20 protein-coding genes and 1 pseudogene are annotated in these 21,312 nt (G+C 62.5%); 6 read left to right on the top strand and 15 right to left on the bottom strand.

Features of this window, described 5'->3' with window-relative positions:
• The first annotated feature begins 39 nt into the window (after nucleotides 1–39).
• Nucleotides 40–1,077, top strand: coding sequence for an aldo/keto reductase (locus tag H3O04_RS01770; protein WP_202587016.1), 1,038 nt, complete (start codon nucleotides 40–42; stop codon nucleotides 1,075–1,077).
• A gap of 18 nt (nucleotides 1,078–1,095) precedes the next feature.
• Here the strand turns inward: H3O04_RS01770 and H3O04_RS01765 are convergent, their stop codons facing one another.
• The gene (locus H3O04_RS01765; protein ID WP_237666141.1) at nucleotides 1,096–3,006 is read right to left on the bottom strand and encodes an ABC transporter ATP-binding protein; all 1,911 of its coding nucleotides are present in this window, start codon (nucleotides 3,004–3,006) and stop codon (nucleotides 1,096–1,098) included.
• On the opposite strand from H3O04_RS01765, the pseudogene H3O04_RS35975 reads away from it, so the two are divergent.
• Nucleotides 3,005–3,386, top strand: a pseudogene (locus H3O04_RS35975) (GNAT family N-acetyltransferase); the annotation flags it as partial. The gene H3O04_RS01765 and the pseudogene H3O04_RS35975 sit on opposite strands and share 2 nt — an antisense overlap.
• Before the next feature lie 265 nt (nucleotides 3,387–3,651).
• Here H3O04_RS35975 and H3O04_RS01760 read toward each other — a convergent pair.
• Together H3O04_RS01760 and H3O04_RS01755 are read right to left on the bottom strand one after the other, a co-directional pair.
• Nucleotides 3,652–4,023, bottom strand: a complete 372-nt coding sequence (locus tag H3O04_RS01760) for a helix-turn-helix domain-containing protein (protein ID WP_200161559.1) — start codon at nucleotides 4,021–4,023, stop codon at nucleotides 3,652–3,654.
• 266 nt (nucleotides 4,024–4,289) lie between these two features.
• Nucleotides 4,290–4,550, bottom strand: a complete 261-nt coding sequence (locus tag H3O04_RS01755; RefSeq protein WP_202587015.1) for a hypothetical protein — start codon at nucleotides 4,548–4,550, stop codon at nucleotides 4,290–4,292.
• Between the two features lie 86 nt (nucleotides 4,551–4,636).
• Between H3O04_RS01755 and H3O04_RS01750 the strand changes: the two genes are divergently transcribed.
• Nucleotides 4,637–5,101, top strand: a complete 465-nt coding sequence (locus H3O04_RS01750) for a hypothetical protein (RefSeq protein WP_011548457.1) — start codon at nucleotides 4,637–4,639, stop codon at nucleotides 5,099–5,101.
• Nucleotides 5,102–5,263: 162 nt separating this feature from the next.
• Here H3O04_RS01750 and H3O04_RS01745 read toward each other — a convergent pair whose 3' ends face one another.
• The 3 genes from H3O04_RS01745 to H3O04_RS01735 form a co-directional block, all read right to left on the bottom strand.
• Nucleotides 5,264–5,989 carry a class I SAM-dependent methyltransferase gene (locus tag H3O04_RS01745; RefSeq protein WP_202587014.1) on the bottom strand — a complete coding sequence of 242 codons (726 nt, stop codon included), beginning with the start codon at nucleotides 5,987–5,989 and terminating at the stop codon, nucleotides 5,264–5,266.
• Nucleotides 5,990–6,110: 121 nt separating this feature from the next.
• The gene (locus tag H3O04_RS01740) at nucleotides 6,111–6,530 is read right to left on the bottom strand and encodes a type II toxin-antitoxin system VapC family toxin (protein WP_202587013.1); all 420 of its coding nucleotides are present in this window, start codon (nucleotides 6,528–6,530) and stop codon (nucleotides 6,111–6,113) included.
• Complete coding sequence (locus H3O04_RS01735; protein ID WP_011548460.1) at nucleotides 6,530–6,781, bottom strand: type II toxin-antitoxin system Phd/YefM family antitoxin; 252 nt, start codon at nucleotides 6,779–6,781, stop codon at nucleotides 6,530–6,532. The genes H3O04_RS01740 and H3O04_RS01735 overlap by 1 nt, the downstream gene beginning before the upstream one ends.
• Nucleotides 6,782–6,964: 183 nt before the next feature.
• Between H3O04_RS01735 and H3O04_RS01730 the strand changes: the two genes are divergently transcribed.
• The 3 genes from H3O04_RS01730 to H3O04_RS01720 all read left to right on the top strand — a co-directional run bounded on the left by H3O04_RS01730 (nucleotide 6,965) and on the right by H3O04_RS01720 (nucleotide 10,165).
• Nucleotides 6,965–7,966 (top strand): hypothetical protein, encoded by a 1,002-nt coding sequence (locus tag H3O04_RS01730; protein ID WP_202587012.1) that lies wholly within the window; start codon nucleotides 6,965–6,967, stop codon nucleotides 7,964–7,966.
• A gap of 221 nt (nucleotides 7,967–8,187) precedes the next feature.
• Nucleotides 8,188–8,778 (top strand): DUF4410 domain-containing protein, encoded by a 591-nt coding sequence (locus tag H3O04_RS01725; RefSeq protein ID WP_011548462.1) that lies wholly within the window; start codon nucleotides 8,188–8,190, stop codon nucleotides 8,776–8,778.
• A 577-nt stretch (nucleotides 8,779–9,355) separates the two neighbouring features.
• Complete coding sequence (locus H3O04_RS01720) at nucleotides 9,356–10,165, top strand: TlpA family protein disulfide reductase (protein ID WP_202587011.1); 810 nt, start codon at nucleotides 9,356–9,358, stop codon at nucleotides 10,163–10,165.
• Nucleotides 10,166–10,675: 510 nt separating this feature from the next.
• Here H3O04_RS01720 and H3O04_RS01715 read toward each other — a convergent pair.
• The 9 genes from H3O04_RS01715 to H3O04_RS01675 all read right to left on the bottom strand — a co-directional run bounded on the left by H3O04_RS01715 (nucleotide 10,676) and on the right by H3O04_RS01675 (nucleotide 21,155).
• A complete protein-coding gene (locus tag H3O04_RS01715; RefSeq protein WP_202587010.1) occupies nucleotides 10,676–11,731 on the bottom strand; it encodes a relaxase/mobilization nuclease domain-containing protein in 1,056 nt (351 codons plus the stop codon).
• Nucleotide 11,732: 1 nt separating this feature from the next.
• Nucleotides 11,733–12,251 carry a hypothetical protein gene (locus H3O04_RS01710; RefSeq protein WP_202587009.1) on the bottom strand — a complete coding sequence of 173 codons (519 nt, stop codon included), beginning with the start codon at nucleotides 12,249–12,251 and terminating at the stop codon, nucleotides 11,733–11,735.
• Nucleotides 12,252–12,257: 6 nt separating this feature from the next.
• Nucleotides 12,258–13,271 carry an LPD7 domain-containing protein gene (locus tag H3O04_RS01705; RefSeq protein ID WP_202587008.1) on the bottom strand — a complete coding sequence of 338 codons (1,014 nt, stop codon included), beginning with the start codon at nucleotides 13,269–13,271 and terminating at the stop codon, nucleotides 12,258–12,260.
• A 74-nt stretch (nucleotides 13,272–13,345) separates the two neighbouring features.
• Nucleotides 13,346–15,193 carry a PriCT-2 domain-containing protein gene (locus H3O04_RS01700; protein WP_202587007.1) on the bottom strand — a complete coding sequence of 616 codons (1,848 nt, stop codon included), beginning with the start codon at nucleotides 15,191–15,193 and terminating at the stop codon, nucleotides 13,346–13,348.
• Complete coding sequence (locus H3O04_RS01695; protein WP_200161567.1) at nucleotides 15,190–16,902, bottom strand: type IV secretory system conjugative DNA transfer family protein; 1,713 nt, start codon at nucleotides 16,900–16,902, stop codon at nucleotides 15,190–15,192. The genes H3O04_RS01700 and H3O04_RS01695 overlap by 4 nt, the downstream gene beginning before the upstream one ends.
• A gap of 363 nt (nucleotides 16,903–17,265) precedes the next feature.
• Nucleotides 17,266–18,417: a P-type DNA transfer ATPase VirB11 gene (virB11, locus tag H3O04_RS01690; protein WP_202587006.1), complete on the bottom strand. Its 1,152-nt coding sequence runs from the start codon at nucleotides 18,415–18,417 to the stop codon at nucleotides 17,266–17,268.
• Nucleotides 18,414–19,637 carry a type IV secretion system protein VirB10 gene (virB10, locus tag H3O04_RS01685; RefSeq protein ID WP_202587005.1) on the bottom strand — a complete coding sequence of 408 codons (1,224 nt, stop codon included), beginning with the start codon at nucleotides 19,635–19,637 and terminating at the stop codon, nucleotides 18,414–18,416. Before virB10 ends, virB11 begins: the two co-directional genes overlap by 4 nt.
• Entirely contained in the window at nucleotides 19,630–20,454 is an 825-nt protein-coding gene (locus H3O04_RS01680; protein ID WP_202587004.1) for a TrbG/VirB9 family P-type conjugative transfer protein, read from the bottom strand. The genes virB10 and H3O04_RS01680 overlap by 8 nt, the downstream gene beginning before the upstream one ends.
• The gene (locus H3O04_RS01675) at nucleotides 20,451–21,155 is read right to left on the bottom strand and encodes a VirB8/TrbF family protein (RefSeq protein WP_202587003.1); all 705 of its coding nucleotides are present in this window, start codon (nucleotides 21,153–21,155) and stop codon (nucleotides 20,451–20,453) included. Before H3O04_RS01675 ends, H3O04_RS01680 begins: the two co-directional genes overlap by 4 nt.
• Nucleotides 21,156–21,312: the final 157 nt, after the last annotated feature.

Genomic DNA, 21,312 nt, shown 5'->3' with positions numbered 1-21,312 from the left:
CGCGGCCGCGCCGCGCTCACACGACGAAAGGAAACGCACATGGAATACCGTACGCTCGGCCGCTCCGGCCTCAAGGTCCCCGTCCTGAGCTTCGGCGCCGGCACCTTCGGCGGCACCGGCCCGCTGTTCAGCGCATGGGGCAATACCGGAGTCGACGAAGCGCGCCGCCTGATCGACATCTGTCTAGAAGCCGGCGTCAACCTGTTCGACACGGCCGACGTGTATTCCGACGGCGCGTCCGAGCGCGTGCTCGGCGCCGCGCTCAAGGGGCGCCGCGACCAGGTGCTGATCTCGACCAAGACGGGCCTGCCGACCGGCGACGGCCCGAACGACGCGGGCACGTCGCGCGCACGGCTGGTGCGCGCCGTCGACGACGCGCTGCGCCGCCTCGACACCGACTACATCGACCTGCTGCAACTGCATGCGTTCGACGCCGGCACGCCGGTCGAGGAAGTGATGTCGACGCTCGACGATCTCGTGCGCGCGGGCAAGCTGCGCTATATCGGCGTGTCGAACTTCGCCGGCTGGCAGATCATGAAGTCGCTCGCGGCGGCCGACCGGCACGGCTGGACGCGCTACGTGGCGAACCAGGTGTACTACTCGCTCGTCGGCCGCGACTACGAATGGGACCTGATGCCGCTCGGCGCCGACCAGGGCCTCGGCGCGCTGGTGTGGAGCCCGCTCGGCTGGGGCCGGCTCACCGGCAAGATCCGGCGCGATGCGCCGCTGCCCGAAGGCAGCCGCCTGCACGAAACGGCCAGCTACGGGCCGCCGGTCGACGACGCGCGCCTGTACGACGTGGTCGATGCGCTCGATGCGATCGCGGAGGAAACCGGCAAGACGGTGCCGCAGATCGCATTGAACTGGCTGCTGCAGCGGCCGACCGTGTCGTCGGTCATCATCGGCGCGCGCAACGAGGAACAGTTGCGGCAGAACCTCGGCGCGGTCGGCTGGGCGCTGACCGATGCGCAGGTCGCGAAGCTGGACGCGGCGAGCGCGGTCGAAGCGCCGTATCCGTACTTCCCGTATCGCCGGCAGGCGGCGTTCGCACGGCTCAATCCGCCGATGCGCGGGTAAGCCGCCGAGACACGGGCATCAGGCCGGCACGCGTGCGTGGCCGAGCCGCACGACCTTGTCGGCCGGCCCGATGACCGAGCGCCGGTGCGTGATCGCGATCACCGTGACGTCGCGGGCCAGCAGCCGCACGTGTGCCATGATGTCGTGCTCGGTGGCTTCATCGAGCGCGGAACTGGCCTCATCGAGAAACAGCACGGTCGGGTTGCCATACAGCGCGCGGGCGATCGCGATGCGCTGACGCTCGCCGCCGGACAGTTTCAGCCCACGCTCGCCGACCGTCGTGCGAAACCCGTCCGGCAAGCCCTCGATAAACGGCAGGATCGTGGCCTTCGCGGCCGCGTCGCGCAGGCGCTTCGCATCGCGCGGCCGGCCGAGCAGAATATTGTCCCCCAGGCTTTCGTTCAGCAGCACGACATCCTGCGGCACGACGGCCACCGCGCCGTACCAGTCGGCACGATCGATCGTCGCGAGATCGACACCGTCGACGAGAATGCGCCCGGCGGTCGGCTCGATCGACTTCAACGCCAGCTTGAAGACAGTGGACTTCCCCACGCCGGTTTCGCCGACGATGAACGTGATACCGCCGCGCTCGGCCACGAAATCGACGTCACGCACGCCGCGCCCGTTGCCGTATGCATAGCCGACGCGCTCGAACACGATGCGCCCTTCACGCGGCATGAACGACGACGCGTGCGACACCTGCCGCTCCTCGGGTGCCGTCCACAGGGCCGTGAACGGCACGAGCGCTGCGCGGGAGCGCACACTCTCGTCGATCGAGCGCGCAAGCATGTCGAACGGCAGGTTCAGTTGCAGCAGCAGCGTGTTGAACAGCACGATGTCGCCGATCGACAGCGCGCCGGCCGCATGACGCGGTAACAACAGCCAGAACGTCACCGAGAACTGGACTGCGAGGCCAAGCCCCACCAGTGCAAGAAAGCCGACATGCTGCATCACGTACGCACGCCAGTTGTCGCGCTCGGCGCGCGCCTTCTCCGCGAAACGCTCGCTCATCCAGCGATGGCTGCCGAAATGCCGGAGCGTTTCCATCGCGTTGATCGCGCCGCCGACGAACCGCGCATTCTCCTGCCCGGCCTCGATCGCGCGATCGAGGTACACCCGCGAGCGCCGCGCGGACACGATCGCGATCGTCACCGCAATCGCGCCATACGCAGCGGTGATGGCTGCCACTTCGAGGTTAATCAGTGCGCCCAGCGTGATGAGCGTGAAGACGATCTGCAGCGTGCCGGGGATCAGGTCCATCAGCGCAAGCTGCACCAGCACCGACAGCGCGCGGCTGCCGCGCGTGTTCGCGCTCTGGATTTCGGCGGGATTGTGTTCGACGAAGAACGCCGTGGTCTTCTTCAGGACGCGCTCGAAAAAGCGCGTGCTGGTGATAAATCCCAGATTCCCGGAACTCATGAAGGCAAGGTACTGCACGACACGTTGCAGCGCGCTGGACAGGCCCAGCAGCACCGCGTAGACCACGAAGCCCGCCATGAGCGCGTACGGCGCGCCGCGATGCGACAGCGCGTCGATCAGGCGCGAGAACAGATACGGAGCGGCAACGGCGGTGGCGCTCGATAGCACGACGACGGCCGCAACCGTCAGTAACATCCAGCGATCGGCCTTCCAGTAGGCGCGCAGCACCTCGGTGATCGGATTCGGTGCGTGGTGTTCGTTCATGGCGCAATGAACCGGGGCGCGGCCCGGATGGCGACAGGCGGCCAAAAAGTCTAGCAGACTGAAAGAAAGCCCACCGCGCCGTTCGAGCTGCACGGCGGTAGCCACACGCAATTGCCCTCGTGGCATCGGAAAAGCGCGCGCACCCGTGGGCCTACCCATCGCGTCCGGAGCTCGTATCGATGTGACGTGCGACGTTTTCCTGTCCGAGTGGCAACGCCCTTCCCTCCTCGAAAGGTTCGCGAGCATGAACGTTACCGATACCGGCCCGACCGTACGCGTGGTTGGGAGTAGACGACTACGATGAATGGCTGCCGCAGTGGGATCACAACCGCTTCTATAGCCGCTTCGACGCCACACGCGCTACCGCCGCACATCACGTAGCTCACGTGGTCGCGCTTCTTCGACGGCTACGAACCGGTGTACGCGCTGGTCGTGCAGCGTCACTGCAGGCCCGTCGGGTTCGCGCGTTCCCTGTATACGGCCGCAGCACGACGCACATCGGGCCGTCCTGCTATCTGCAGGATCTGTCCACGCTCGACAGCGAACACGGCAAAGGTGTCGGCCGCGCACTGATCGAAGCCGTGTACGACACCGCGCGCCGGCATCGTGCCGAACGCGTGCACTGGCTGGCAGCCGCACGTGACGGATCACATAGCGCATCGACGACCCGCCACGTACACCCCGACCGTCGGGCGGACATGGCCTCACGACCCCGGGTAGCCCGCGGGATACAAATTCGTCCTTTCACTGGATTTTTGTATCCTCGGGAACACCATTTCGATGTGTCGGTTTTCGTTGCCATTAATGGGGTCGCAACGTTTCTCCTGACCGGCCATTCCCCTGCTCTGCAGCGTCAAACGTCGGCTATACATTCCCCGCACGTCCAACGAATCAAACGTCCTCGGCCTCCTCCGACGCCTGCCCCGTCCCCGATCGTTCCGTCGGCGTACCGTTGATCGCAGCCACGAGCGCCAGCACCCCGCGCCTTTCTCGCGGCTTCAGTTCTCGAAAGCCCGCGAGGAGCAGTTCTTCGTCGCCGGTTAGCGCCAAAGTTCCGGGATCCGACGGGCGACCGGTCAGCAGATACTGAACGTCGACGCCAATCTCAGCAAGTCGGGTCAGATAGCTGGCATCCGGAATCCTCGAGCCCTGTTCATAGTTGGACTGAGCCTGTTTCCGAACACCTCCTGCCTCGCCGAATTCGGCCTGGTTCATTTGCAGGCGTCGTCGCTCCTGCTTCAAGCGAAGCGAAAAGGAATTCATTTGTGGATTTTCTGTTGACATGAACTCATTTGTTGACTATCGTTTGCATGTACTCAGTTGTGTCTCGGGATGGACAAGAGCACTGAGAAGCTCCGGCTCCTGCCTGCAGACGATCTCGATGCATCGGAGGACTCATGCCATTCACGTACGAAATCTGCGGCGCACTCCCGGTCGTCGGTAGCTTCCGACGCAATCACGCACAGCAGTTCGCGCAAAGCTTGCCCGCTTCCGTGACTGTGTACTGCGTCACCGACGCCGTCACGCATTCAGTCATGATCCGCCTTCGCGGTGCACTTACCGATCAAGAGGTCGCCTCCATTGAAGGCAAGTTGAAAGAATTCTCCCAGAAGTGGGCCCGAACCGCCGCCGTATTCAGTCGCATACGGTTCGGGGAACAATCTCTCATGCCCCTCACGCCGGGCCGACAGGTCGAACAGTTGCAGGATCCGGCGAAAGAATACGTCCGGCATCACGCGTCTAGCCGCCACATTCTGATACTCAAAACACTCAGGTACTGGCAGCTCCACTCGGACGATCCGCCTAGCCTACCTAAAAGCTGAGATTCTCGACCCAATCGGGACATTGGTTTCACCCCAACCTCTGGAGGTTCGCAATGGAAGAGCCCGCACCGTACAGCCTCTCAGGCGCACTGTCCGTCCAGGACGACTTGGACGATGAGCAACTCGATCGGGTATCCCGGCACCTGAGCGGTATCGCCAGCGTGTACGTGAAACACGATACCGTCGCGCATACCGTTTCGTTGTGCATCTCGGGTACGTTGATGCGTGACGATGCGCGTTACATCGAACAACGCATCGAACGCTTCGCCGAAGAGCATGCTCGTGCGGCCTCTATTCTACTTAGCGAGTGGAACGGCGTGACGAGCGAGCTTGTTGTCGGAATGAACTGGGACGCCCAGTGCCTCATCAAGCTGGCAGCGATCCAGGAACAACTTGGAAAGCTCCCGGAACGATATTTCGATTTTCTCTTGCGACTGGAACCCGCGGGTGCACCAGCGCGTGGCAAACAGTTCTTGTCTGTTTCGATCGAAACCAGCGACGATCAGCAGGTTGTGTAACGCAAGTTCAACGATGCAGACACTTCGCGCGGATAAGGCGTCGAGGTGCGAAAGCGCAGCGTTGGCTCACGCTTGTTTAGCAGAGAAGCACCCGATGAGTCGATAAATTATCCGAATTGAAAACCGCACGAGACATCCACGTCGCCGATCATTCGCACGCGCTCAACGCAGTGGCCGCGCCTTGATCCACAGAAACAGCGGCACGCGCGCCCACTGCTTCAGCTGATCCGTATCGGCATGATCCGGCGGCGGCTCGCGCAACGACACGATCGCGAACCCGGCCGCCTCCAGCGCCTCCATGTACGCCTGCAGCGGCAGCGACCAGCCCGCGAAGTGCATCGACAGCCCGTCGCGTGTTTCCACTCCGTCGAAATGCTCGCGCCCGAAATAGCTGCCCGTCAGCACGAACGGCGCATCGGGCTGCGGCCCGGCAAAGCTACCGCGATCGCGGAACGGATGCACGAGCGAGATAAACAGCGTGCCGTCCGGCTTCAGCACGCGGCGCGCCTCGCGTAAGGCGCCCTGCATGTCGTCGAGATCCATTAGCACGTTGTACGCCATCACGAGATCGAAGCTTGCCGCGTCGAACGGCAGCGCGGCCGCGTCCGCCAGTCGATAGCGATGCGCGGAATCCGCATGACGCGCGGCATCGAGCATCGCGGGCACCGCGTCGCTTGCGGTCACGTCGTAGCCGAGCGCCTTCAGCTCGCGGCTCACGCGGCCTTCGCCGCAGCCGATCTCCAGCGCGACGCCGGTGCCGCGCCCGATGTAGGCCGCGAGCCCCGCGCGATATTTCCAGAACGCATCGTGGCTTGGCTTGCTAGCCCAGTCGATCCATTGGTCAGCGACCCGCGTCCAGTGTTCGGTAATGGCTTTCGTGCCGGTCATGCGTGCTCCCGATCGGTCTGCGTCGTTGGCCCAGGATGCGCATGGTAAGCCGAAGCGAATCGACGCGCGCTTGCATACAAGCGGCATCCGATTTCCCTCGTGAGCAAGCTGGTTGTTTCGCTCAATCCCACGGATTCAGGATCGCGACACCGGTTTCAACGAAATCGGCAACGTTGCGCGTCACGACCGTCATGCCGTGCACGATCGCCGTGGCGGCAATGAGCGCGTCCCGCTCGGATCGCTGGTCCGGCACATGGAGCCGTGCGCATCGTTGCGCGATAGCAGTATCGACCGGTAACACGCGACCGGCGAACTCGGGCAGGACGTGCCCGTCAAGCCATGCCCTGAGCAGCGCGCCCTGCTCCGCATCTCCGCGCTCGATCTGCAAGACACCTGTCTCCAGCTCCATGATCGTGATCGCCGAGACAAACAGCACCGACGCATCGACGGTCGAACACCAGGCTGCCACGTTCCTGTCCGCCTTGCCCGCCCGCACTTTCCGGAGTTCCGAAACCACATTGGTATCGAGAACGAACATCATCAGAAATCGACCTCCTTGATCTTGACGTTCGCGCGCGGCGGGTCGAATTCGACGTCCTCGACACCTGGCATGGCGAGCGAGTCGGCAATGTTGCGCTGCTGCCGGGTGAGACGCTGGTATTCCTCGAAACTCAGCAGCACGTGGGCAGGCCTGCCGCGGTCGGTGATGAACACGGGGCCGTCCTTTGTCGCCTTCTTTGCCTTGGTCACGTCCTGGTTGAGTTCACGACTCGAGAGTGTGGTGATGGTCACGATGAACTCCTAGAATCCATATATGTAGGTATGTTACTACACCACACGAGTCCATGCATTCCTCTCCCTGCGCGGCGGGTTCCTCGCGATACCTGCGGCAACGTCCTACAGTTACGAGAAACGACCCGCACCGCCGCGCATCGCCCCCGCTCGACGATGCGCATCCGATTCCGAGGAAAGTCCATGCCGAGCATCCTGGCCCCCGCCAATCTCCCCGCGAGCCCCGTCGCGGCGGAAACGCGCATGGTGCATGACGTAGCGACGCTGAAGCTGTCCGACTACCGATCGGCGGACGGCGCGTCATGGGTCATCTCGATCATCACGCCGGCCGCGGACAGCGGCGCACGCGTCACGGGCAGTACGTATTTCGACACCGCGAAAGGTCAGACCGTCCCGGTACCCGACGCGCGCCGCCGCTATGCGAATCGCGGCACGTGGCAGGTCGTCGCGAGTTCGAGCCCGGCGGTGCCCGCGACGGGTCGCTACGACTGGCTCACGCTCGCGTGGCTGCCGATCAACAGGCGGCCGCTACCGCAAACGGCCGAGCATCTGTATTCGCCGTTCATTCGCGGCGGCACGATCGTCTATCGTTGGAATCCGTCCGCGGAAGGCGGCGAGCAATTCGGCAACGTGCGGATGATCTTTCCGGAATGGACGCAGCAGGTGGCCGATGCGTTGCGGTCCGCGCCCGCGGGGATGCAGGACGGCGCGTCGTGGCCCCCGCAACCGGCACTCGACCGCCTGAAAGCCGACACGAACCCGATGACCGCCGTGCTCGACTTCGGCGATGCGCTGCACGACGAACCAGTGGAACAGATCATTACGCGGCTACCCGCGCTGCTGCGGGTGAAGGACCGGCATGCACTCTCGGCAATCGTGTACCTGTGCCTGTCCGCGCCGCGCGCGGAAGACCGGTCGAGCTTCGTCGAAACGATCAACGCGACGATCGCGGGCACCGACGACCGCGCCCGCCTGCTGGCGATCGCGTATGGCGCGTTCGCGGCGGGGCGGACGCAACCGGTTCCGTTCCGCGACGGCGCGCAGAGCGCGCTCATCAACGACGTATTCGGCGCGCTGAAACAGCGCACGACGGCGCTCGGTGTGCCGGTCACGCAAGGCTCGCCGTGGTACGAGTTCTTTACGGCGTATCGGCTGGGTGAAGCGGTGTCGGGCAACGGCCAGTAATCGCCAGCCAGGAGACGCCGCCGCGCAAGCTATAGCGAATCTCCACCGCCGTTCATCACGCACTGCCCATTATTTCGACCATTCCTCGGTGCAATCGCGCCGCGTCGACCAAACACCGCATCGATTTTCGATCTATTCGACGATTTGAATGGAATCGCTCCGTGCTAGATTCCCGCTCGGCCACAGAGCCCATTCCAATAACCTCAATCAAAGACCAAATCATGAAATCTCTTATCCGCCATGCCGCTCTGGCATTCGTGACGATCGGCTTCCTATCGGGCTGCGCCAGCAGCGTGACGCGCGACGCCAGCGATACGGCCGGGGCCGCCGTGACCGCATCGACGACCCCATTCGGCAAGAAGCCCGTGATCGTGACGGTCACGCTCGACAATGCCGCGCAGGAAGCGTTGAAAGACAACCTGAAGTTCGACGCAAAGAAACTCCAGGAGAAAATCGAACATGCACTGGACGCACGCAAGCTGCTGGCCAAAGCGGATGCAACCGATGCGATGCACCTGAACGTCGAAGTCACCGGCATTCGCGTGCGCTCGAGTTTCTCGGCCGTCATGTTCGGCTTCATGGCCGGCAGCGATTACGTCGACGGCACCGTCACGTTCACCGATGCCGACAATCACCCGGTCGACCACTTCAAGGTGTCGGCGTCGTATGCGCTCGGCGGTATCGCCGGCATCGACAGCATGCGTATGGACTGGCTGTACGAGAAATTCACCGAGAAGACGCTCGCGACGCTCGATCCGACGACCGCCGCCACGCAAGGCGACGCGGCACCGGCAGCGTCGAGGAAGCTGTAAAGCCCGCCGCCCGACGGATCGCGGATGCGCGGCCCGTCGGGCCATGGCGGCAGACCCGGTGCTGCCATCAACGCACGGCCTCGCCGGTCGCGAACCGACCATCATGCGTCCTGCAATGCGCGAGTGAATGCCCTGTGCTCGCATCTGGCAGCGGTCCTATTCCGTTAAATCAGCCGATATGCATCGGAGTGCGGCCGCGCCCACCGACCGCCACAAGGCATTCACGCGCGCACGCATGTCGATAAAAAGCGGCCGCTCCAAAGCGGAGCGGCCGTCAAGGAGAGATCCCTAGGCGGGATACCGGCGGACACCACACCAGACCGGCCTGCATATTGTTGATGAACGGTATGCCGTTGACCATCGGACCGGTCTGATTCGCGGTATGCGGGCGTGAAAATCACGCACTCCTGAGCTGCCTTGGGCGCCCCTCGCGATCCGCAATACGCCGTTACGTTCTCGGAGGGAACCCCCATACGCGACAACCGGTCGAAACGCCGCACGACCGTCGAAGGCTTGATCGCTGCGACGGACCTCCGGCTCTCCTGTCCCGCTTGATCACGCCCACGCTTCCAATCTCATGCTGAGCATCGGTCCCTTCTCGATTCGCGTCGTCGCGGTAGCCGTCGCCGCGCTGCTGGCGTGGTTCGTCGCGCACTTCATCCAGCGCCGTCCACCTGACGGGCATCACAAGACCGCATCGAGCGTGATCCTCGACGTGCTGTTGCTCGGGTTGATCGCCGCACGACTCGGGTATGTCGCACAATGGTGGCCAGACTATGCGGTGTCGCCGCGCGCGATCGTCGCGCTCGGCGATGGGGGCTTCGACGCGCGCATCGGTATCGCGGCCGCGCTGGTGTTCGCCGCCTGGCGCTTGCGCCGCCTGCCGGCGCTGCGTCGGCCGGTGCTAGCCGGCATCGTCGCGGGCCTAGGCGCGTGGGGGATCGCGCAAGGTACGCTGGCGACATTGCAGCGGGGCGCGCCGCCGCTTGCCGCGATACCGCTCCAGGCGCTCGATTCGACGCCCGTGATGCCGGCGGGCTTCGTCGGCAAGCCGGTGGTCGTGAACCTGTGGGCGACGTGGTGCGCGCCGTGCCGGCGCGAGATGCCGATCCTCGAACAGGCGCAGCGCGACCATCCGGGCATCACGGTGCTGATGCTCAACCAGGGAGAAAACGCGCACGCCGTGCGTGCGTTCCTCGAGCAGCAGAACCTGCGTTTCGATCACGTGCTGCTCGATCCGTCGCTGCACGCGATGCATGCGTATGGCTCGCGCGGGCTGCCGACCACGTTGTTCTTCAACGCGAAAGGTGAACTCGTCGAATCGCACATGGGCGAGCTGACCGCCGCGCGCCTGAAGGACACCATCACGCAGCGCTTCGGGCAGTAATGCCCGGCGGCGGACCACAAGCGACGCCGCTTCATCACTTCCGAGCTTCGAGCGCGACCCACCGGTACACGAAGACCGATCCGATAGGCCTCGTCGAAAGCGTCAGCGCGATCGTGTCCAACTCGCGCAACGGCCTACACATCGGCTAGGAGACGGATGCCTTCACGCCGTATCTGTATGTGGCACTCCGCCTGATGCCACCGCCGATGTGGAATCCGCCCACGCCGAAGGGCTCGACATGAAACCGCGTGACTTCGACGCCAGGTCAGAGCATGCGCGAAAGCAGATGCAAGCGCTGCATGCGTGAACGCTGACGGCGCCAGTCTACGTGGCGAGCCGGCCAGGCCGACGGACGCCATCACGTTACCCAGTGCCCATCACCCGCGTTACCACAATCGCACGATGCCCGTGAACCAACAGCGTGTGCACACGAATCGCCGTTCGCGGCGGCATACGTCATGCGTGCAGGATCGCGCACCCGACACCCAAACATGGCTGACGGAAATGCGATCAATCTCGGTCAAATAGCGGATCCGGTTCGGGTGGCCTGTCATCAACACTGCGCTGTTTACCCGTGAAGCGGGCAATATACCTGTGCTCATACGGGCGGTCACGATGTGAGCGTGTGGTGGCCGGGTCGAGTCGGGTAGCGCGGCGCTCCAATTGCCTCGCCGGCATGTGCTGTACAAAATCCACAATAGCCATTGCCATGGTTCGGTCTTCAGGGACACCGGACTGGGCCAATGCTTGTGCGACCCCACGCCAGACTGCCAATGTTTCGATATGCGCATCCCATAACGCCTTTTCTGCGCGCTCATCGAGCACCGATCGGTAAAAACGCGGGGCAACTCCACGAGACTGCATTCGTAACACGGCCTGCGTCGGAAAGCGTTGTGTCTCACCGCGAGCCAGCCTCGGCGTTGCGTTCGCATCGACCCCGTGTTCGCGCAACTGGCGCGCAAACACCTCGCGCCATGTACGCAGATCCCGCTTGCGCGGATTCAGACACCGCCCGTCAGGACCACGCACCCGAACACACAGATGGACGTGCGGATGCGGTTGGTCATCGTGCTGTGCGAACACGTACAATCGTCCGTCGCCGAATATCTCGCGCGCGAACGCCCTTGACGCCTCTCGGACGGCCGCGCGGTCCGTGCCTGCGGGCATTGATAGCATCAAATTAAAGGTTTCCCGACGCCGGCTCTCTTCCGGCATCCCCCAACCACCCCACCGCCATTCGTCAAAAAGGTCCTGCAAGGCAGCGTTTCCAACCAACACTCGCGCGTCCTGGTCTTCCAGCTCGACATGACCATCGCGTGAAATATATTGCAGGTGTCGACGCACCGCACCCATGCCCTGTGCGCCTGACGCTTTGTTGGTAATCTTGACCATGACCTCGGGCGCGCGTCGAAGCGTCAAAGCCAGCCGTTCGCGCAAACGCCGCGCATCGCGCGGCAATGCCACGCCGGGCAGATGCGGGGCGCGCACATGCCGCAGCGGATCGTGAAACAGTCGATCGCCCCAGTTGACGAGCAGCGCATCGACGTACAGTCTGGGAAACGGCATATCAACGGCTCCATCGGTCCAGGTTGGTTTGCAGCAACTGTGCGACAAAACGCAGATGTGTAAGGATCATGGCGCGCGCGTGCTCCCACTCGGGCACGTGGTGGCCCTCGCCCGTGTTGCGCGCGAGCTCACCCAGCCGCGTACGAATCGCAGCAAGCTGCCGATTCGATTCCGCAAGCAGCATCATCTCCCGATTTCCCAGTTGCGGTTCTCCGGTCAGATGGGCGCGAATTAACGCAGCAATCCATCGATTGGCGGTGAACCCCTGGACATGTGCCAGCCCTTTGATACATTCCAACTCGGCCGGCATCAGACCCACGCCGATCCGTACAAACGGCTCGCTCGGCGTCGAAAGTATTGCGGCCGTGTCCGGCGGGTCATGGGGGATGTCCAGTGCTTCGGCCACGAGCCGCCTGATGCCCTCACCGGCGCTCACCCCGTTCTGCGCACATCGTGCCTGCCACAAAGGCTTTAGCGCGCCCAGTTCGACCGCAATGCGCGCTCGGTTTCGCGATTGCATGTTCGTCTACCGTTCTCCAGGCAACTGCATGGCGGGCGCGTGATTGATTTCTCGCGACGGGGCAGACGATCGCGGATTTTCGCCCTTTTCCGCTCGCGCGGACGGAGCCGCCGGATCGAACACGCGAGGACGGGGAAGCTCGACGCCTTCGGCGCGAAGCGCATCGAGCATGCGCACAGCGCGACGCTTGACACGATCGACCGAACGATCACTGAAACCCTGCTCGCGCATGGCCGCCACAATCACCGCGAGCTGAATCCCATCGTCCAGCGATCTCGAGTGGCGCACCGATGCGCCCATGGGACGGTCTGGACTTTCGTCGCGGGCACCCCCAGGCGTTGCAGTCGTCGCTGCTTGCGGCTGCAACCCAGGACGCTCGGAGTCGCGATCGCGTGTGTGTTCCGTGGGCGCGTTCAACTCAGAAAGACGCGCCAGGTCGGCAGGCTTCGGTGTGTACCCGCTTACCTCAATACCGATTGAAACGGCCAGCAGCCATACTTCGCGGCAAAAGGCGTCGTGCCCCGACACGCGAATGCGCGTCCACGCCTTCGCCTGCACCATATCCATCATGGAAGCAACAATGTCTGTACGAGTTTGCATCGTGACGAGATATCGCCCCCGATCCTCGAACGCCAGCGGGTACGGGGCCTCCTTCAGGAAATATTGACTGCCGGCGCGCAGGTAGCTTCGCCTAACTCGCTCTGGCGCGTCGGCGATTTCCGTGAACTTCGGCACCGAATTTATCGCGCCGGGATCGGACACACCATCCGTGCCTGCATCGTCACCCCCCGCCTCGAAGCGGCTGCCACCAGCCTGCTCTCGTAGCAGGGCGCGCGCCGCATCAAACTTGCTGCGCCGACGCGCAAGCATTGCGAGGTAGCCAAATTGCTGTACCGGAACGTGGTCCGACGGGCGGCGTCGCGCTATGTCAACGTCCGCAGTCCTTTCGGGCTCGATGGCGTTCATGGCGAAGTCCGCACTGGGTGCGAAAAGCGCCGGCGACTGGGTATCATCCATCATGTACCTCACCGGTTATGCGTCGCGCAATGCTCAGCTGCGCGGCGTCACCGTCCATATTGCGCATGACCGAATCGCTACCGCTGCGGGTCATCGATCTCACCACGCCCGTCCACGCGTGACCTGGCTTGCGCGAGCGCGGCCGCACGTGCAGCTTTCACGCGCGCCCATGACGCTGCATGCAGCGCATCGAGCTTCACGTCCATGTCGTCGAGCCCCATTTCCCGCGCAGATTTTTTCAGTGACGCAACCGCCCGCTCAAGCTGATCGCGAGCCCGGTCCCACGGGTAGAGCTTCGCGCGCTCACCTTCGTAGACGATCTGTACGTCTGCGCCGTTTAGGCGATGGTGCTCGTCCATCCACCGTAACCGGTCCGACGCGAATGTCATCTTTCCCTTCGCATGAAACACCACGCTGCGTGGTGCCACCTCTTGAACAAGGAAATGCTCGGTATTGAGCACCTCCCCGCGATAGGGACCTCCATTCTCTCGTGGTGTGGACATCCTCAGTACAGACCCAAACCGCCGCTCGGCCGCCATCTTGACCTCCGTGGGCACGGCGTCGAGCCCGTATATGAGTTCGCCCATCGCATGACGTGGCCCCTGGTTCGAATGCTGCCCGTCGTCCGTGGTTTCGGTGACTGGGCTCGCCGCCGGTTTGTGGGTGAAAGCCTGTTTCCCTTCCTCCGGAGTACCAGATGGCTGCGTCGACGCGCAATCACCGCCCGAGCGGTCGGCCTCGGCGTGCCGGCGCACGTCGTCCGCCCCCGTGCCGTGGTCCGTCTTCCTCGATCCCATGTCTGCGTCTCCCGTCAAGTAAAACGACATGCCCTCGGTTTGCGTCCGGCTCGCCTTCGAGTCAGCCGATGCAGGCGTCGGCGTCTCCAGTACCGCACGCCGCAACAGCTCGCCGACCGCCTCCGTTCCGTCGAGCACCGCCATATCGTTAAAGTCGGTCGGCAATTGATCCGCAATATGCGCCCCTGATGCGAACCTAGGAGCGACCAGTCGCGCATGGGCATCGCGCGCTGCATGTTCCGCATGCGTAAATCCAGCACCGAGATCGGCCAGAATCACAAGCGCATCCTTTGGGTGCTGCGCGCGCCATACCGTAGCCACTTTGGATAAATTTCCGCTCGACAAAGCCGCAAGCGTGTACCACCCTGTCGCCTGCCATGCCGACACGGCAGTCGCCACGCCCTCGGCAATCAGCACCGGCAAGCACGCGTCGCGTCGACACTGTTCGGGCGTAACCGCCCACCAGCCTCCCGCCTTCGCACCGCCTGCCAGCGATGATTTACGCCCTTCGCAATCGATCAGCTCGAGTGTCGAAATCTGATGACCGATACGAACAGGCACGATCAACACACGTCCCACGAGAGCGGCATCATTGGATTTCGGGGCGTAGCCGAGCAGCACATGCAACTCTTCTGCTTCAAGCTCGCACAGGGTAGGCAACGGCGCAATCTGCTTGCGCACCAGATAAGGATGGTCAGGTGCCACCGGCCGTGCCCAACGCCAGATACTCAGCGCATCCCGAGCGACCGCGGCGCGGCGCGTCCGGCGCTTGCGCTGGAGTGAGGCGTCGGCGCCCACAATGGGGGCATGCGCCGACGCGGACCGCGCCGCGCGATCGCCAAACGCGCGCGAGCCGGCCAGATCGAACCCATGCTCGCGGGCCAGCCAAAACAGCAACGCAAGCGTGATCGCCCCACTTTCGCTCGCCGAGCGCCATGTCGCACGCGCCGATCGTGCATCGTAATTCGGCGCGGTCTGGCTCCATGCATCCCACAGCTCAAAACCTGCCTCGCCAAGCCCATGCTTCACGGCGAACGCCATGTCGACCCACGTCGTATAGTCGTCAGCCGGAATCGTCGCCAAAGCAGCCCGCACTCGATCCGCCTCACTGATATATGCAACGCTCATTGAACACCACCACTTGCCCGGGCGACGGGGCTCGGGTCGCGCTTGCGCGCGCCCGTCTCAGTATCAGTCATGCCATCTTCGCCGCGCGCCAACCGACGTCCGGCGCGCGCTACGTCCTCGGCCGGCACGCCCAGCAGCGTGAAATGCCGATCCACATACGCGGCTGCCTCCTCGCAACTGACATTGTCCAGCGCCTGCGGCAGCTCGCGCGGATCCCAGGCGTGTACAAGTTCCAGATAGTCCGCTCGCACATGCGTCAGCTCGCCCGTCTGTTCATCGACGTCGTCATCGCTCAGTTCGCGCAGCCGCTGCTCGATTTGTGCACCAAATCGCACGAGATCGAGTGCAGGCACCGCCGGCGCGTCCATTACCCGTGAAGTAAATGCACGATCGCGCCAATAGCAGATCCGGTCAGCCAAAATCGGCTTGGTATTTTCGAGAAGAATGATTTCCTTGTCGCGATCGAGCTCCTTGATCTCCTGCGGCAACATCAGCGCACGACGTTGATCGGAAAAGCTCTCGCTCGCACCGCCGCGCGCACCGAACATGCCATTCGATCGGCTGGTGCTGCGCGATCGCTCCGTGCGCGTGCCGAGCATCTCGGAGTAGGCATTGGCGTCCTTCTGTTCGCGCGGGGCGAAAAGAATCTGCATCGCATGATTCGTGACAATGGTCCTCGCGTCAGCTCGGCCATACACAGACTCGAGCTGCGAGTCGGACTGCACGATCGAGAGTAGGCGCAGATTGTAGCCCGCCATATAGGCGACCGCACGCGCGATAATCTGGATTTTTCCGATCGCCGTCATCTCGTCGAGCAGCAGCAGGCATTGATACTTCAATGCCGGATTGTCCTCTGCCAACTCCTTCGTGTTCAGATTCACGAGCTGCGAGAACATCAGATTCATCAGTATCGCCGCCTCACTTAAGTGATCGGGCGTCACGCCAAGATATACGGACATCTTGCGGCGTCTGACGTCTCGCAGATCAAAGTCGTTCGCGCTCGTCGCCGCGTCAACAATCGGGTTGGCCCAGATCGTCAGTGGCGCATTAAAAGTGGCCAGAATGCTCGCCAGGACCTTGTCGTCATTCGCGAGGAATCGATTCAGTGCATCAATACAGGCGCGGCTCAAGTACTGTCGATGCTGTATAAGCATCCGGTTCAAGTAGGTTTTGACCGGCTGACCATTTCCCGACGATTGCCGCAATACCTCGCCCATTGTGATCGGGTAGTCGGGCACCCCGCTCGCGCCAGCACGACGCGCCTCACGCAAATCGCACAGCAGCAGGACCAGTCCCAACAGAAGGTTGCGTGCCTGGTCTTTCCAGAATTCGTCATGCCCGCCGGCCGGATACAACACATAACCGATCGCCAGAATGTCGCCGACGCGAAACATGTCGTCTGCAATGACCGACAACGGGTTGTAGCGGTGCGTGCAGCCATCTTCTGCAAACGGATTGAACAGGTACACGGCTTGTCCGTGCGCGCGCCGAAAGCCTGCCGTGAGACGAAAATTTTCCTGTTTGATATCAAGCACGACCACGGAGTCGGAATAGCTCAGCAGATTCGGGATCACAATCCCCACGCCCTTTCCTGAACGAGCGGGCGCGGCAAGTAGCACGAATTGCTGACCGGCAAAGCGCAGATAGCGGCCACGCCAACGGCCCACCACAAGCGTCGGTTGAGACTTCGCGGGTGCAATCTGTCTCATAACAGCCCCGCCCGACGAATCTCCGCATCGTTCGCAAAGCGCGCGTCGCCATACAAGGGTCTGCGGCCTGCTTGTTCTAGCCACGTATACACGGCAAGCGCAGGGCCGCCGAAGGCGACAAGCAAACCCATGAGGCCCGCACCGGCCACACGTCTCCCCATATTCGGAAGACGGCCGTCGTACCATGCCACTAATGCATCAAGCCACGTTGACCAGCTTGCGCGAATGGGATTGCGGTGCATGCTTGCATATAGCATGCACGAGGCTAACCATTCGGCTGCGGCCAATCCGACGTATATCCCGATCGTGATGGCAAGCGTAAGAATCGTCACACGCCACACTGGAGCAAGCGTCCCGGACATGTCATGCATCGCAGCACCTCTCGGTTGGGTCAAACTCGATGGCAGCCTTCTCGCGCGGGTCGAACCAGACTTCGGTCATCGCCCAGCGTTTGCCGACCTGCACACCGTGTGAGTCCAATACGGGCTGCGCCTCCATGTGAGCGATCACGTCGATGGTCAAGCGCAGCACACGCTTGAGCGAAGCAATGTCCCAGGCGGCTGCCTCGGGATGCTCCTTTGCCATGAGCGCAAAACGCTCGATGGCAATGCCCGCACTGGACGCATGAAAACTCGTCATCGAGCCGGCGTGCCCCGTGGTCAAAAGCTTCAGGAAGTCGTACGCTTCCGCCCCGCGGAGCTCGGCAAGCAACACCCGGTCGGGACGCATGCGCATGGCGCAGGCAATCAAATCTGCAGGCGTTATGTGTGCGCGCCCCTGAGCGCCTTTGCTATAGAGGAGATGGACGCAGTTTTCGAGATGCCGAATGAACAGCTCGCGTACGTCTTCGATCGTCACGATGCGCTCGGTTGCGCTCAGGTATCGGCACAAGCTGCGCATAAAGCTCGTCTTGCCGGAGCCCGTGCTGCCGACAATGACAATATTGCGGCGTGCTCGCACGGCGCTTTCAAAGAAGGCGGAAAAATCACGCGCTTCGAGCCGCTCGACGAGCATCCGATCGGCTCCGCGCAACGCTAGGCCTGTCTTGCCGAGACCGTCAACGTGTCGCCAAACCGTGTCCTCAAACATGCCGTCGGCACGATGGCACTCAAGCGTCTTTTCATCCGCGCTCGGGCGCCTGATCGTGATCGATACCGTCCGCGGTGGAACCACGGGCGGCACCACGAGTTGGAGGCGCGCGTTATCCGGTAATAGCGCGGAAAGCAGCGGATGCTCGGTCGAGACGCCCTGATTCGTCAATGTGGCAATCGCCACGGCGAACGCCATGAGTCGTTCGAAATCAAGCTCCGGTGAATCGTGTGCCTGCCACCCCCGATGGGTCTCTGTCAGAATACGCTGTGGTCGGTTGATTACGAGCTCCGTTACCGCTTCGTCGGCGAGCAACGGTGCGAACGAACGCATCAGCTCCGTCACCGACGCATCATCGGGCAATACCGATATTGTCTCGGCTACGCGATCGGTTTGTGGCTGAAGTGTTGCCTTGCATGCCTTCATCGTACCCCCTCCGGCTCCAGTGCATAAACCGAGCTGAAGTCCAGATCGCGAGCAAGGACAATCGTAAACTCGGTACCCTGATGTTGCTTGAGCGTCGGGGCAATATTGATGGTCTGATCGAGTACGCGTGTGGCCATGTCGCTGCCTTGCGCCTGTGTGTTCTGGTAGACAATCGTGCCGTTGCCATTGCCCCCGCGCGTGGCCAGATAACCGATCGCATCGTGGCTCAGTCCGAGCATCATCGCCGCGCCCACGCGCGCGCCCCAGTGATTCTCGATCGATCCATCCATACCCATGCGGCCCAGTGCGTCGGCTACCGGCGAATCGATCTGTACGGCTACCCCGTGCGGAGTAGCAATTCGTGCTGACAGAATAAATACACGTCGTTGCCCAGGCGCAAGATTCGCGCGATATTCGCAATTAATTTGCGAGCCGCGCTCGATGAGCACCACGCGCCCGTCGTCGGAATAGACGTTACGTGCGACCGTGCAAGTCGATATACCTGCCTGGGTCGAATCGAACGCGGTGTCGCCCACGCAATCGATCTTCGTGCCCTGAGCGAGTAGCAAACTTCGGTTGCCGATAAACGCTGCCATCACCTTCGGTACGCGCGTCGGCGTGAGCGTCTGTGACAGCGGCTGCGAGAAGGATTTCAAGCGCTCCTGGGCCATACCGGCGGTCGCATTCGACGGCTGCTGGTCCGCCTGCACGGGCAAAGTACCGGGGGCAACTGACTCACTATCGCTCGCGCCTGCCATGTGCCCATTGCTGGTCCCCACGGCAAGCAACGGCGCGTCGTAGTAGCTGTGTACAGGTGCAGCGCGATCACTGAGCGGCGCAGCCTGCACCGCAGCCGGTGCTGGCGTCGGTATAGGCATCGCAGCGGCCGATGCAGGCTCGGCAAGTGCCGGCACCTCGTCGAACACCTTTTCGTGTGCGCCTCGCGCATGGAGCGCACTACGGCGCGCACGCGCAGCATCGTCTCGGTGAGCGAGCACACCATGAACTGTCCAGACCGCGCCTATTAGCGCAAGTACGATGACCGCGAGCGGCACTAGCCAGTTGATGAACGATCGTCGCCCGAACCCATCCAAGCTGGGCATGCCGCGATCGAGCATGACAGACGATTCGGATCCCGTACCTGTATCCATATCTGCCGATCTGTTGCGACGGATCCTGTCGTCCGTCGCTGCGCCGTTGGGCGAAGTGTCCTCAGTCATGTTCGCGACTCCGCAGCGTGCGGCGCACACCGTCGACCGTCACACCGTGCTGCGGCGCGACACCATCAATGTCGAATGCGTCGTTCCACAAACCAACCGCCTCATCGCCCAGACGCAACACGAGTCGGCGAGCAAGCTCATGGACGACCACCACATTACGGTCCATGTGCTTGTCCACCACGCGTTCGGTGTCATCGTCCTCAATTCGGAAGATCGCGGGTATACGACGATTGTTGGGGATTCGAATGTACGTAAAGCGACCGTCGTCCCATACTGCGGACGGTGCGATATCCTCTGCATGTGGCATGACCTGCATCGAGTACGCGGCGTTACGCACGACGGACGGCTGAGACAGCCGTTTCTGCAAACACGCCAAGTGCGCGGCAATAAACGCATCCGACGCAGCGGTGTCCGGGTACACGAAACTTACCCGGTACATCTCGTGCGCGTTGCCAAAGCGTGCCTTCAGGGGCAGAACGAGAAGATCAAAGCTGTAGCTGCGCCGATCGGTCCGGACAATCAGATTCGTGTCATGAGCGGCGAGTTTCGGCTTCAGATAAACGTCATGGTCTCCCCGATTGGCTACCACATACCAACCGTCGCGGTCCCCTGGCGCAACCACAAGAATGTGCTCGGTCGGATCCAGCTCGACGTGGGTGGCAAAGCCGCGCTGCGCGATAATGCGCACGACTTCGTCCGGCACATAACGCACTTTGCGCACCCTGGCATCGCGCGTCCAGTCCGGCATGATGTGTGCGTCGACTGCTTGCGCCGCAAAGCACGCCAACAGGATCGCCATGGTCGCGAGCGTATTCATCGGCCAGCTCCTGCACCGGGCTGTGGAGCAGGTGGCGTATCCTCCGCATCTCGGCTGTACGCCGTCACCTTGAAGCCGAATGGATTTTCGATGGCCGAACGTTCCCGCACCAGCACCGTGGGGCGGTAGGTAAAGGCGAGCGTAATCACAAAGCGCTTTGCTGGCTCACCGGTATCGATGCCATTCTTGCGCACCGTGCGCTCGATATGCACGACAGCATGTCCCGGCTCGTCGGGCACGAGCGTCGTCGATACTATTCGGGTGCGGTATTGAACTGACGCGCCCAGTTGCTGATCCAACGCGTTCGGACCGCTATAGATTTGACGATATGCGCGCGCGACCGATTCGTCGCTCATATCCAGGACACGGTCATAATCCATTTGCAACAGTCCCCAGTCGTAGCGCTCGCGAGTGCGTACATAGACTTCGACCCAGTGCTTATCTTCGATCTCACGCAGCGGCACGTGTTTTGCGTCGAGCACCTCGATGAATTGCGCCTCGCCGGTGAGCTTGTTCACCTCGATAGGCAACGGCACCACGCGATAAAACGGCATCATCACGGCAAGCGCCGCTACCGAACCGATCGCAACAATAACGGCGGCAAACGCCACTTGCCATGCGCGACGCTCAGAGCATGCCTGCAACGCGGTGAGCGACGCCTCAAAATCAAGCGCACGCCGATAATCGCTTTGATCGTTCACGGACAAGCTCCATCCAGCCGCAGGTTCACCCCCGGCGGCACCGGCAGTTGCTGATTGACCGGTACGCGGTGAGCTCCATCGGGTAGCACGAGCCTGGACGGCACACCGTTGCATCCGAACATCGACATGCTTAGCCCGATAAGTACGCATATCATCC

The sequence above is a fragment of the Burkholderia sp. KCJ3K979 genome (assembly GCF_016759955.1).
In the GTDB taxonomy this organism is placed as follows: Bacteria; Pseudomonadota; Gammaproteobacteria; order Burkholderiales; family Burkholderiaceae; genus Burkholderia; species Burkholderia orbicola.
This window is presented reverse-complemented; position numbering and strand designations above follow the sequence as displayed.